Source organism: Flavobacterium sp. N3904 (genome assembly GCF_025947305.1).
Lineage (GTDB): Bacteria > Bacteroidota > Bacteroidia > Flavobacteriales > Flavobacteriaceae > Flavobacterium.
Genome location: NZ_CP110009.1, coordinates 1,809,098 through 1,823,852 on the forward strand (window position 1 = coordinate 1,809,098; position 14,755 = coordinate 1,823,852).

At 35.5% G+C, this 14,755-nt stretch carries 9 protein-coding genes; all 9 read left to right on the forward strand.

What is annotated here, in order from left to right; genetic code table 11:
• Positions 1-108: 108 nt before the first annotated feature.
• Entirely contained in the window at positions 109-3,225 is a 3,117-nt protein-coding gene (locus tag OLM57_RS07420; protein WP_264566587.1) for a SusC/RagA family TonB-linked outer membrane protein, read from the forward strand.
• A gap of 14 nt (positions 3,226-3,239) precedes the next feature.
• Positions 3,240-4,748 carry a RagB/SusD family nutrient uptake outer membrane protein gene (locus tag OLM57_RS07425; protein WP_264566588.1) on the forward strand — a complete coding sequence of 503 codons (1,509 nt, stop codon included), beginning with the start codon at positions 3,240-3,242 and terminating at the stop codon, positions 4,746-4,748.
• 19 nt (positions 4,749-4,767) lie between these two features.
• A complete protein-coding gene (locus tag OLM57_RS07430) occupies positions 4,768-5,634 on the forward strand; it encodes a hypothetical protein (protein WP_264566589.1) in 867 nt (288 codons plus the stop codon).
• A gap of 139 nt (positions 5,635-5,773) precedes the next feature.
• The gene (locus OLM57_RS07435) at positions 5,774-6,838 is read left to right on the forward strand and encodes a glycoside hydrolase family 16 protein (RefSeq protein WP_264566590.1); all 1,065 of its coding nucleotides are present in this window, start codon (positions 5,774-5,776) and stop codon (positions 6,836-6,838) included.
• Between the two features lie 91 nt (positions 6,839-6,929).
• On the forward strand, positions 6,930-7,772 hold the full coding sequence (locus OLM57_RS07440) for an endonuclease/exonuclease/phosphatase family protein (RefSeq protein WP_264566591.1): 843 nt from the start codon (positions 6,930-6,932) through the stop codon (positions 7,770-7,772).
• A 3-nt stretch (positions 7,773-7,775) separates the two neighbouring features.
• On the forward strand, positions 7,776-9,233 hold the full coding sequence (locus tag OLM57_RS07445; RefSeq protein ID WP_264566592.1) for a glycoside hydrolase family 30 protein: 1,458 nt from the start codon (positions 7,776-7,778) through the stop codon (positions 9,231-9,233).
• A gap of 46 nt (positions 9,234-9,279) precedes the next feature.
• Positions 9,280-10,737, forward strand: a complete 1,458-nt coding sequence (locus OLM57_RS07450) for a glycoside hydrolase family 30 protein (RefSeq protein ID WP_264566593.1) — start codon at positions 9,280-9,282, stop codon at positions 10,735-10,737.
• 220 nt (positions 10,738-10,957) lie between these two features.
• Positions 10,958-12,883 (forward strand): cellulase family glycosylhydrolase, encoded by a 1,926-nt coding sequence (locus OLM57_RS07455; protein WP_264566594.1) that lies wholly within the window; start codon positions 10,958-10,960, stop codon positions 12,881-12,883.
• Positions 12,884-12,984: 101 nt separating this feature from the next.
• A complete protein-coding gene (locus OLM57_RS07460; RefSeq protein ID WP_264566595.1) occupies positions 12,985-14,733 on the forward strand; it encodes a cellulase family glycosylhydrolase in 1,749 nt (582 codons plus the stop codon).
• Positions 14,734-14,755: the final 22 nt, after the last annotated feature.

Below are 14,755 nucleotides of genomic sequence, written 5' to 3' on the forward strand. Positions count from 1 at the left end.
TACAACGTTTTTGATGTGTTTTTGTAATGGTTTTTAATTATTAATATAAAAATTTAAGCTATACTATTGCATTAAATAACTAATTAATTAACCAAAATAATCAGAAAAATGAAATTATTAAAAACATTTATTTTTTGTATTTCGTCATTACTATTCTCAGTTTATGGACAGGCACAGGATGCTACCATAAGAGGAAAGGTCATTGACGAAAAGGGGATGCCAATTCCAGGGGCAACAATAGTATTACAGGGAACGACTTTATCAAAAGCGACAGACTTTGATGGGAAGTTTCAAATCGAAGCACCGAAAGACGGTACTTTGACAATTAGTTTTATAGGGTATAAAACAGTTCAGGAATCTATTAATGGAAGAACAGACATAACAGTCAAACTAAATTCTATGACACAAGACTTAAATGAAGTTGTGGTTGTAGGGTATGGAACTCAAAAGAAAGCTTTGGTAACTGGTGCTGTTTCCAAAATTAAAGCAAAGGCATTAGAGGATGTTCCTAATAGTCAAATTGGTCAGATTTTACAAGGAAGAACAACCGGTGTTAGTGTTGCCACTATTTCTGGTCAGCCTGGAGCACTTTCAAGCATTAGAGTAAGAGGTGTAACAACTTTCAACACATATGGAGGAAATAATCCTTTATGGGTTGTAGATGGGGTCATTATTGATAATGGTGGTGCTAATTTTATTAATCAATCTGATATAGAATCAATTGAGGTTTTAAAAGATGCGGCTTCATTAGCTATTTACGGTTCACGTGCGGCTTCAGGAGTTGTTTTGGTTACTACCAAAAAAGGAAAGTTGGGTGGAATTAAAGTAAACTACACTGGTTTTGCGGGGGTTTATGCTCCCGCTAAAAAATTAGAATTGTTAAACGCAACTCAATATGCAACTATTATGAATGAAAAATCAGTTGCTGCTGGGGGTAATATTTTGTATCCAAATCCATCCAGTTTGGGCGAAGGTTCAAATTGGCAAGCACAAATTTTTAATAATAATGCCTTGCGTTCTTCTCATGAAATTAATTTCAGTGGAGCAAATGAGGTTTCCAATTTTTTCAGTTCTGTAGGATATCAAGATCAAGAAGGTATTGTAGCTTCTGAAATTTCAAACTATAAAAAATTAAATTTACGTTTGAATTCCTCTCATAAGATTTCGAAATATTTTACAATTGGACAAACGTTAGCATTCACTAACCAAAAATCGATAGGTGTTGGTAATACAAACAGCGAATTTGGAGGTCCTTTAAGTTCAGCTATAAATTTAGACCCAACTACTCCAGTGGTTGTCACAGATCCTGTAGTTGCCAATCAAAGTCCTTATGTAAATAACCCTGTGATAAGAGATCAAAACGGAAATCCTTATGGTATTTCTAAAGTGGTAGGACAGGAAATGTCTAATCCTTTGGCTTATATCCAGACTAGATTGGGTAATACAAGTTGGGCCAATGACTTGGTTGGTAATGCCTATCTTCAAATAACTCCAATTCAAGATTTGGTTTTCAAATCTTCTTTTGGTGCAAAATTATCAAATTGGGGTTCAGATACTTTCAATCCAGTTGCTTATTTAAGTGCCAATATAAACACTATAAATAACAGTTATGTTAGAAATTCAAACAATAGATTTGACTGGAATGTTGAGAACACACTTACTTATACAAAACAATTTGGAGAACATAATTTTAGTTTGTTATTAGGGCAAGCCTGGTATTCTGACGATAATGTAACAGGTTCAACGGTTACTTATAAAAATTTACCATCCAATAATTATAAAGATGCTTCTTTCAACTGGAATATCCCAGAAACTGACAAAACAGGTTCTGCATATAATAGTTCTGAGCATCGTGTAGAATCAATTTTTGCAAGATTAAATTACAATTATAGCGAAAAATATTTATTTACAGGAATTATCAGAAGAGATGGATCAACTCATTTTGGAGCCAACTATCAATATGGTGTATTCCCTTCCTTTTCAGCAGGGTGGGTTATTTCTAAGGAAGATTTTTGGAAAGAAAGCAATGCGGTTAATAGTTTGAAATTAAGAGGTAGTTACGGACTTAATGGTAATGATGCGATCTTAAACTTTGGATATATGCCTCTTATTAATGGTGGTGCTAATTATCCTATTGGAAATCCGGGTTCAATAGTTACAGGTTATAGCCCAAATTCGCCTGCAAATCCTGATTTGAAATGGGAAGCTACAGCTGCTTCTGACATCGGATTGGATGCAACTCTTTTTAATAACTTCAATATTGTATTTGATGTATATAATAAAAAGACATCCGATATCTTGCAAGAAGTACAAATACCAGGTTATGTAGGTTATCCAAATAATCCTGTTGGAAACGTTGCTGACATGGTAAACAAAGGGGTTGAATTTGAATTGGGTTACCATAAAGAATTTGGAAAAGTAAATTTCTCTGTAAACGGAAATGTATCTTATAACAATAACGAAGTTACTTACTTAGGAAATGGAATTGATTATATTACCACTGGAGCTGCAGGATTCCAATCTATGGGTAATATAACAAGATCTGCAGTAGGACAATCATATAACTCTTTCTTTGGATATCAAACTGCGGGAATTTTTCAAACGCAAGCAGATGTTAACGCTTATACAAATTCAACTGGTGGATTGATTCAACCAGATGCAAAACCTGGGGATTTCCGTTGGGTAGATAATAATAAAGATGGAAAAATCTCTGATGATGACAGAGCATTCCTAGGAAAATCAATTCCAGATTTCAATTTCGGTTTGACTTTAAATCTTAGTTACAGTGGTTTTGATTTTATGGCATTTTTTCAGGGAGCAACAGGAAATAAGATTTTTCAAGGGTTACGTCGTTTAGACATTCAAAATGCAAATTACCAGACAGATGCCTTAGGACGTTGGACAGGTGAAGGTACTTCAAATGATTATCCGAGATTGACCAATAATGACACCAATCATAATTTTGACAGATTATCTAATTTCTATTTGGAAGACGGAGATTATGCACGTCTTAAATTAGTGACTCTTGGTTATTCTTTGCCAACCAAATTAATTAATCAAATTGGAGCTACAAAATTCAGATTGTATGTTACGGGTGAAAATTTACTTACTCTTACAAAATACACAGGATACGATCCAGAAATTGGAGGTGATATTACAGGAATTGACAGAGGATATTATCCTCAAGCAAGAGGTTTTATCTTAGGAGCTAATTTACAGTTTTAATAAAAAATATAATCATGAAAATAACTAATAATAAGTATATCTTAATTGCTATTGCAATTATATTTACAATGGGATCGTGTTCAAAAGACTTTTTAGACGTTTCACCAGAAGGAGTATATACCGATGATAATTACTATAAAACTCCAGCGCAAGCTTATGCTGCTCTTATAGCTGTCTATGACCCAATTAGAACCAATTCTGGAGGTTTTGACAATATGATTACACTAATGAATTCAGGTTCAGATGATCATTATGCTGGCGGTGGTTCTGCTACTGATGGAGCAGGAGTACAAGGGTTTTCTAACTATTCTATTGATGGTAATACCATGCCAGGAAGTTTTTGGAGTACTCCTTATCAAGGTATATTAAGAGCCAATATATTACTTGGTAAATTGCCTTCAATTCCTATGAGTGAAACTGATAAAATAAGATACGCAGCAGAAGCAAAAGGATTACGTGCCTATTTTTATTTCAATTTGGTAAGAATGTTTGGTCATGTACCATTAATTCTAGAACCACTTAATGCATCAGATGCTTTAAATGTACCTCAGGCAAGTGCTGATGATGTATATGCTCAAATCGAAAAAGATTTACTAGAAGCAATACCTGTTCTTCCAGTTACTATTCCTGCTGCTGAAGCAGGTCGTTTGTCAAAAGGAGCTGTAACAGCATTATTGGGGAAAGTATATTTATATGAAAAAAAGTATGCTTTATCAGCTGAGCAATTGGCATTGGTAAATGGTGTACCGGGAACTACAAGTCCTTATGGCTATAAATTATTGACAAAGTTTAGTGACCTATGGGTGGTAAGCAATAAATTTAATTCAGAATCAATTCTTGAAATAGCTCACAGCAACAAAGGTGGATCAAGCTGGAATGTATGGGGTCAAGGAGTTGATGAAGGAAATTCTGTGAATGTCATGGTTGGACCTAGAAGTTATTCCAGACCTGTAGCATCTCCTGCACCAAACTTACCTTCTGGATGGAGTTTTAATCCAATTACACAAGACTTATATGATGCAATCAAAACAGACCCTCGTTTTGCAGCTACTGTTCTTGATATGAAAGCACTAAAAGCAGCTGGCGAAGCCGATTATATACCAGGTTATGCTGATACAGGATATTTTACAAACAAATTTATACCTACTCAGGCTGATGTATCAACTGGTTCTGGAGATGCGGTTTTAAATTATCAACAAGATACGTATGCAATACGTTTGGCAGATACTTATTTGATGGAAGCTGAGGCTTTAGGAGGAACTGGAGTAAGAGCACAAGCTCTTTTAGATGCAGTTAGAGCCAGAGTTGGATTGGCATCAATACCAGTATCACAAGATGCAATTGCAAATGAGCGTAGATTAGAGTTGGCTGGCGAAGGTCACCGTTGGTTTGACTTAGTGAGAACAGGTAAAGCTGCAACTAAATTAGCCAGTAGAGGATTTAAAGCTGGGAAAAACGAAATTTTCCCAATTCCAGTTAGAGAATTAGAGAACACTTTGATTGTTCAAAATCCAAATTATTAATACTTTAAATTAAGATATTATGAATATAAAAATAGTTTTAAAGAGATACATTTATTTATCGTTCGCTTTTGCAACTTTAAGTTTTTTATTGGGCTGCGAATCTGATATTGTTGATAATGGACTTTCAGATCCTAACGTTGATCCCGCATTTACAATCACACCTGTTGAAGGTTCTGCAAATAAATTTATATTAACTGCACAACCAGTTGATGTATTGGGTTCAAAATGGGATTTAGGTGATGGAGGAGGAATGTTTATAGGCAAAATGACACAACCTATTTTTCTTCCGGATGCAGGAACTTATACAATTACACATGGAGCCATAGGACGAGGTGGTATAGTAAATACAAGTTCTCAAGATATTGTTGTCGCAACACCAGATCCTATTGCAGGTAATATTCTTAAAGGGGGCAAACTAGTTGATGCTGCAGCTTGGGCGCAATGGACAGTTACAAATCCAACATCAAATGCTAGTCTTGTTTTCGCAGCAGGTTCAGTTACTCTAACGGCTACAGGTTGGGCTGGAAATGGAATATATCAAGCAGTTAACGTTGTTGCTGGAAAAAAATATGTAATTGATATGGTTACTTCTTCTACAACAGGTTGCAGCGAAACATGGTTAGAAGTGTATTGTGGCTATTCTGTTCCAGTAACAGGAACAGATTATTCTGACGGAGGAAAATTGAGAGCCTTAAGTACTTGGGATGGTTGTGCAACAGCTCCTTTTGCAGGTAAAATATCTGTTGTTGGTTGCAAACCAGAAAATAATCTTGGAATATTCACAGCTACAAAAACCGGTGTTGCTTACTTAGTAATACGTGGTGGTGGTAACGATATGAAAGCTGGTATCAAAATTCAGAATATCGAAATGAGATTATCACTGTAATACAAAAATTCACATTAGTTTAATGCGATAACAATAAGTTAAGTTTAAGTTAGGTTTGAGTTGGTAGAATGGCCCATTCTCTTTGATTATGGGCCATTTTTAATAAAATGACACTATGAATTTGTATAAAAAAATGATAATGAAAAAACATCTTTCTAGAATTAGTTTAATTATTGGTATGAATTGCTTTCTGTTTCTTTCTTGCAGTAGTTCAAATTCAGAAGAAGCAGTAACAACAAAAGTACCAAGTAATCTCGTGGTTACTTCTGCAATTGTTGGGGCAACAGCCCAAGATCCAGCAGGTGATGGAAGCGGGACAGTAAATTTTAAAATATCGGCAACAAATGCAACATCTTATAAAATAGTACTTGGAAACGGGGAGACAAAAGAACTCACAAATGGAAGCTTTACATATACTTATACTACATCGGGTTCAAATACTTATGTGTTGTACGTGTCTGCCTATAATGCTGATAAATTTGTAAGTACATCTCTGTCTATAACTGTTTTAGTTAAGCCCAAATTAGTTTGGTCTGACGAATTTAATACCGATGGTGCTCCAGATGCATCCAAATGGACTTTTCAAATTTGGGATCCGGGACATGTTAACAGCGAACTTCAATCATATACCAATCGTCCGGAAAATACAATTGTACAAGGGGGAGTTTTGAAAATAAAAGCCATCAGAGAAACTTATGGAAAAGGAGAATTCACCTCTGGAAGGTTGGAATCCAATGGAAAATTTGATTTTACTTATGGCAAAGTTGTGATTAGAGCAAAAATACCTACTGGAGTTGGGACCTGGCCCGCTGTCTGGATGCTGGGAAGCAATATTGGCAGTGTAGGTTGGCCTGCATGTGGTGAGGTAGATATTTTAGAATCTGTCGGAAAAGAGCCGAATATCAATCATTCATCATTGCACTCACCGGGGCGTTCAGGAAACACTCCTGATACAGGTATCATAAATGTGCCTAATGACAATACCGAATTTCATATTTATACTGCAGATTGGACAGCAAGTTATATAAAGTTTTATGTGGATGACAAGTTATTTTACACTTTTGCAAATAACTCGTCCTTCCCTTTCAATAAAAACTTTTACTTGATTATAAATTTAGCAATGGGAGGTTCTTGGGGAGGTTCTGTAGATCCAAATTTTACTTCCTCTACGTTGGAGGTCGATTATATAAGAGTGTATAATTAAGAAGATGGTTTTTGTTTTTTAGAATTGTAAATGATTTATTTAGTGAATATTACGTAAGTTTATGGATGTTAAGTCTTAAACAATTGAAAAAATGAGTGCTAAAAAATTTGCTTATATAGTTTGTTTTTGTGCAGTGAGTCTGTTTTCAAACGCTCAGACTCTAAAAATAATGACGTATAATATTCGTCTTGATGTTGCCTCAGATGGGGAGAATGATTGGACGCACCGAAAAGATTTTTTTAATGCACAGATTCAATTTTATGAGCCCGATATTTTTGGAGTTCAAGAAGCAAAACCCAATCAGGTATTGGATATAGCAACCGCACTTCCAAAATACAATTATGTAGGAATAGGAAGAGATGGAATAGGAAAAGGAGAATCTTCGAATATTTTTTATATCAAAGAAAAATTCAAAGTGATAGAATCCAATACCTTTTGGCTGTCAGCAACACCAGATACCATTTCGATGGGCTGGGATGCCGCTTGCAACAGGGTTTGTACGTATGCTCTTTTAAAAAACAAACAAAGCAATAAGTTAATTTGGGTTTTTAATACACACTTGGATCATATTGGGGAACAAGCCAGAACCAAAGGATTGGAGCTGATTCTTTCAAGAATAGAAAAATTAAACAACAAAAAATATCCTGTCATTTTGATGGGTGACTTTAATTCAGAACCCGAAACCGATCGGATAATCGCATTAAAAAACAGAATGAATGATGCCAAAACGATTTCAAAAGAAAAACCTTTTGGGCCTTATGGAACTTTTAATAATTTTAAATACAACGAAGCAACAACACTATTGATCGATTACATTTTTTTATCGAAAAGCAACCACATTACAGTCAATAAATATGCTGTTTTATCGGATGCTAGAGATTTAAAATATCCCTCGGATCATTTTCCTGTTTTTGTAGAAATTAATTACCAATAAAAAATGAAAAATATTCATCAATTGACAAAGCTATTTTTTGTAATAGCGCTTTCCGCGATGCACATTAGTTGTTCATCCTCTAATGATGTAGTTGATCCACCAACTCCGACGCCCGTACCTCCAGTAGTAAAAAATGAAGTTGATTTTTGGTTGACCAAAGGAGATCAGACAGCTCTTTTACAAAAACAGACCGGGATTCTGGCCTTTGGAAGCGCTGTGAATAATTACCTAAACATCGAAGTTGACGATGTTCAAACGTTTCAAACTGTTGATGGTTTTGGGTTTACCTTAACCGGAGGAAGCGCCCAAGTGATTAACCAGTTGACTGCTCAAAAAAAGAAAGACTTATTACAAGAATTATTTGGTTCTGGAGATAATGCAATAGGGTTGAGTTACCTAAGAATTAGTATAGGAGCATCTGATTTGAATGCAACTCCGTTTACGTATGATGATATGCCGGCTGGGCAAACAGATGTTAGTTTAACTAATTTTAGTTTGGCTCCGGATATGACCGATGTGATACCGTTACTAAAAGAAATTCTGGCTATTAATCCCAATATTAAAATATTAGGGTCCCCTTGGTCGGCACCACTTTGGATGAAAGACAACAATAATTTTATGGGTGGTAGTCTGCAACCGCAATATTATGAAGCCTATGCACAATATTTTGTAAAATTTATTCAAAAAATGAAAGCAGAAGGAATTGTAATTGATGCTATTACTCCACAAAATGAACCATTGCATGGAGGTAATAATCCAAGTATGGTCATGACTGCTTTGCAACAGGCCGATTTTATAAAAAATAATTTAGGTCCTGCATTTCAATCCGCTAGTATTACGACCAAAATCATTACCTACGATCATAATTGTGATAACCCCCAATACCCCATTACGATCCTAAAAGATGCAGCTGCGTATCCGTTTGTAAATGGTTCGGCATTTCATTTGTATGGTGGTGATATTAGCGCATTGTCTACCGTTCATAATGCTTTTCCAAACAAAGATGTTTATTTCACCGAACAATATACTTCTTCGACAGGGGCATTTGACGGGGATTTAAAATGGCAGGTAAAAAATGTAATTATAGGATCAATGCGCAATTGGAGTAAAAATGCACTGCAATGGAATCTAGCCAATAATGGATCCTTTGAGCCTCATACTCAAGGAGGATGCAATACTTGTAAAGGAGCTATAACAGTTAATAGCAGTGACAGTTTTGCGAGAAATGTTGGGTACTATATTACTGCTCATGCCTCTAAGTTTGTTCCGGCAGGTTCAGTTAGAATTGCGAGCACCAATAGCGGAAATATATACAATGTCGCTTTTAAAACACCTGCAGGGAAAAAGGTTTTGATAGTTGTAAATGATGGCACTACCGGTGAATTATTCAATATTAAATACAATGGAAAATGGATTACTACTTCTCTAGATGCTGGAGCAGTAGGCACCTATACTTGGTAAATAGTCGCCACCAAAAAATTATAAAAAAACAACCACACTATAGATTATGAAAAAAATAACCACCACAGCATTAATACTAGCCACCTTTTTTGTTTTTGCACAGCAAAAAAATAAATCACAAGCCCACTCTTTTTCTACAAAAGGCAAAACGGTTGCGGTGTATACTACGGCAGAAAGCACTAATTTGAGATTGTCAAAAACCGATAATCTTACTTTTTCTGAACTGGCACAACCCAACGAAAGACAAATTTGTGTGTTTGTAAATCCAGATAAAAAGTTTCAATCCTTTCTGGGAATTGGAGGGGCAATAACAGATGCTAGTGCCGAAGTTTTTGCCAAATTGTCGAATGAAAAACAACAAGAATTGCTGGATGCCTATTACAACACGGAAAAAGGAATTGGCTATACTTTGATGCGTACCACAATTCACAGTTCCGATTTTAGTTCTGCGAGTTATACCTATATAGATGAAGGGGATGCCGCTTTGAAAACCTTCACCATTGAGCACGACAGGAAATTTAAAATTCCTTTGATAAAGAAAGCCACAGTAGCTGCTGGCGGAAAAATAACACTTTTTGCCAGTCCGTGGAGTCCTCCTGCTTTCATGAAAAGTAACAAAGACATGCTGAAAGGCGGAACATTATTGCCTGAATTTTTCCAACCTTGGGCAACGTATTACACCAAGTTTGTAAAAGCATACGAGAAAGAGGGTATTCCGATTTGGGGAATTAGTGTAGAGAATGAACCCATGGCGGTACAAACCTGGGAATCTTGTGTCTATACTGCCGAAGCAGAAAGAGATTTCTTGAAAAATTATCTTGGACCCACGATGAAAAAAGAAGGACTGGGCGATAAAAAAATTATTGTTTGGGATCACAACCGTGATTTGATGTTGCAAAGAGCCAATGTTATTTTCTCTGATCCCGAAGCATCAAAGTATGCTTGGGGAATGGGATTCCATTGGTATGAAACTTGGGCTGGTGGTAACCCAATGTTTGAGAATGTAGCCAGAGTTCACGAAGCTTATCCGGATAAAAACTTGATGTTTACCGAAGGATGTATAGAAAAATTTGATGCCAAAAATTATCAATTGTGGACTAATGGTGAACGTTATGGAACTTCAATGATAAATGATTTTAATAACGGAACTGTGGGTTGGACGGACTGGAATATCCTTCTGGATGAAAATGGCGGACCAAATCATGTGGGTAATTTTTGTTTTGCTCCGGTTCATGCCGATACCAAAACTGGCGAATTAATTTATACTCCTTCGTATTATTATATTGGACATTTTTCAAAATTTATTCGTCCCGAAGCCAAAAGAGTAAGTACTGCCGTGAGCAGAAGCAGTTTGTTGAGTACTTCATTTTTGAATAAAGACGGGAAAATGGTAACTGTTGTGATGAACCAAAGTGAGGCTACCGTAATTTATAATTTATGTGTTGGAACCCAAGCAACCCAAATTACTATTTTGCCTAATGCAATTCAGACTTTGGTGTATTAAGTTAAGAGATTGATCTTTTTTCTTATTGATTTAAGTATAAACTGATTACAAAATATAGCCTAAAAGGTCAATAAGGCCTTTTAGGATTGCTCCTTAAAGATGATTTTATTAACACTAATTATTTTTATTATTGGATCTATTTATGTCTGGTTGAAAAGTGATTTTTTTTGATATAAACTCTTTTGTATAATCTCTATATAATATTAACTAACCAAAAATCATGAAGAACAATAAACCAAAAACCATAAAAAACCAGAAACTTAAACTTCTTCAAAGTACTATTTGTACCATGCTTTTATTACTTTGTTTACAAGTAAATTCGCAGAGACTAACCGTTTCAAATACTGGAGCCAAGATACTCAAAGACGGAAATCCTATAACTTTGAGAGGTGTAAATTTTGGAAACTGGCTTGTGTGGGAGGGATATATGATGAATATTGAACCAGGTGGTAATGTGAGAGAAAAATCACCTACTCAAATAAGAGGATTATTTAAAGATTTATTTGGAAATGATGAAGCGAAAACAGTAAGTTTTGAAAATAATTGGAGAAATTCATATATCACAAATTCTGATTTTGTTCAAGCAAAAGCGCTAGGTTATAATGTTGTTAGAATCCCTTTTGCATACAATATGTTTTGGAATCAAAATACAGGTACTCTTACAAATGACGGATTCATTTGGTTAGATAAAGCTGTTACTTGGGCCAAAAATAATAATATACACGTAATTCTTTGTTTGCATACAGCCCCAGGCTATCAAAGTACGAGCTACACTTGCGACAATCCAAATGGAGGAACACCAAACTTTTGGAACAACTGGAATAATGTAAACATAGCAGCGAGTATTTGGAATCATATAGCAAATCACTATAAAAATTTTGCTGGTAATGAGTGGATTGCGGGCTATGATTTACTTAATGAACCAGTTTTGGACAATGGAAATGGTCAAAAAAGTAATTTAATGGCTTCTTATAAAGTAATGACTGCAAGAATTAGAGAGGTCGATTCAAATCATCTCATTTTTGCACAAGGGAATTATTATGGTAGTGATTTTTATGATATGTTACAACGATGGGACTCAAATCTAGTATTCGAAAATCATTATTATGGACCACAAGGGCAGTTAGATCCCAATCCTGATTTAAATTTAATAAAAGGACAAGGTGCAGCATTGAATATTCCTGTATGGACAGGAGAATTCGGAGAGAATACATTGGATTGGATTCGTGATGCTAGGATAGATTATGATGCTGCCAACGTTGGATGGGCATTTTGGGCTTGGAAAAGACAATACACAGATCGATCTATTTACTCCTTTCCAGGTACCCCAAAATGGGATGCGCTTTGTAATTATGTGAAATTTGGAAGTGCCAAACCTAGTATAGCTGATGCTGTAACGGCAACTAATGAAATTTGTAATAAATCTTTATTATCCAATTGTAATTTGGTAAGCACATTACAAGACAGGCTAAGACCTATTGCTCCTATTGGCAGCGTAATATCACTCCAGAATAGCGGTAAATATGTTTCATCAAACAATAGTGTTGGAGTGGTAACTGCAGATAGAAGTACAGCTCAAGGTTGGGAAAAATTCACAGTTGTTAATGCAGGAGACAATAAAATTGCACTAAGAGACAGTAATGGAAAATATATGAATTCGCAAAACGGAGCTTCACCTGTTACTTCCAATAGTACTGCTGTGAATGGATGGGAGTCATTTGAATGGATTAATATAGGGCAACAAATAGCCTTAAAAGGATTTAATGGAAAATTTCTTAGTTCGGAAGGAGGTGCAACTTCAGGGATGAATTGTAATAGAGAATCCGTGTCTGGTTGGGAATCTTTTAATTACGCTTCAACTACTGCAAAATTATCAGTTGAAAAGAGTCAAATAAAAGAGAATGAGTTTGCCGTTTATCCAAATCCGGTTTCTGATAAATTGAATTTTATTGTCCCAGAAGGCTTTACCAAATACACTGCACAAATTTTTGACCTTACTGGAAAACAATATTCAATCACAACAATAGACTCAAACGAAACAACAAATTCGATAGACACGAACAATTTATCTGATGGTGTTTATGTTTTACGCTTGGAGAATAACCTCGAAGTTAAATCTTCAATTATTATAAAAAGGAATAATTAATAAACAAATATTAGAATAGCAATTTTCATTCTTTTTCAAAAAGAAATAATGTTATTATCTTATAAGTAAAACAACTAATTATAAAAATTAAATTTTTTTTCATGAAATTTTTCTCATCAATACTTATTACTTCCTTGTTTTTTGTTTGTAATTGCTACTCGCAAGGCTTTTTGCATAGAGAAGGGCAAAAAATTGTCGACGGAAACGGAAAAAATGTTGTTTTGCGTGGTTTGGGAGTAGGCGGATGGATGGTGCAGGAAGGTTATATGATTCAAACCGGTGCTTTTGCTGGCCCTCAGTATAAAATCAAACAAAAAATTACGGATTTAATCGGAGAAAAAGGGACGGAAGAGTTTTATAAAGCTTACAAAACCAACGGAATAACCAAGAGAGATATTGATTCTTTGGCGGCATGGGGATTTAACTCCATTCGTTTGCCGATGCATTATAATTTATACACTCCAGCGATTGAAACCGAAAAAGGCGGCCAGATTACTTGGCTCGAAGAAGGTTTTAAAATGACCGATGATTTATTAAACTGGTGTGCTGCCAATAAAATATATTTAATTCTTGACTTGCATGCGACTCCCGGAGGCCAAGGGAAAGATGCTGCAATATCCGACTATGATGATTCAAAACCATCACTTTGGGAGAGTGCTGCAAATCAGGATAAAATGGTGGCACTTTGGGAAAAATTGGCAGAGCGTTATAAAGACAGTCCATGGATTGGGGGATATGATATTATCAATGAGCCCAATTGGAATTTTACCGGTACCAATCAAAATGGTTGCGACGAAACCTCAAATGCTCCTTTAAAAGCGTTGCAGGTTAGACTTACAAATGCAATAAGAGCCATTGATACGCATCACATGATTATCATTGAAGGGAATTGTTGGGGGAATAATTACAATGGCATGTTCCCGCTTTGGGATGAAAATATGGCGTTGAGTTTTCATAAATATTGGAATCAAAATGACATTCCATCCATACAAAAAATGTTGGATTACAGAACCCAATACAACGTCCCAATCTGGTTGGGCGAAAGTGGCGAAAACTCAAATGTATGGTTTGAGGAAGCCATTTCATTAATGGAATCCAATAATATTGGCTGGGCTTTTTGGCCAATGAAAAAAATTGAAAATTTGGCGGGAGTTACTTCGGTTACAAAACCTGCTGGCTATGATAAAATATTGGACTATTGGAAAAATGGAGGTCAAAAACCAAGTCAGGAATTTTCTAAAAAGGTTTTGATGCAAATGGCTGATAACTATAAAATGGAAAACTTGACCATCAGATACGATGTGATTGATGCGATGTTCCGACAAGTGCAAACTACCGATTCCAAACCTTATAAAAAACATAGTTTACCTGGAAAAGTGTTTGCAACCGAATTTGATTTGGGTCAAAATGGGTATGCTTATTCTGATAAAGATGTGGCGAATTACGACGGAACTAAATTTACACAATGGAACAAAGGAAACAAAATGAGAAACGATGGTGTTGATATCGTAACCTGTACGGATAAAATAACCAACGGTTTTCAGGTTTCCTTTATTGAAGATAAGGAATGGCTACAGTTTACTGTTGAGGTAAAAAGCCAAAATAATTTTGATGTTGCTATTCGCTATTCCAGTGAAAAAGCAGGTGGGAAATTGTATTTGGAACAGGATGGAAAGAAAATTTCAGAAACAATTGAATTGCCGGTCACTGGAGGAGAAACGAATTGGAAAACAATTGTTCTTAAAAATATAGCACTGAAGCAAGGAATCAATAAAATCCGCGTTCAATTTGAAGGAGGAAATTTTAATCTTAATTTCTTGGATTTTAAAACGGCAGCCAAATCAAAATAGAGCTTTGCTTAATTGAATATAA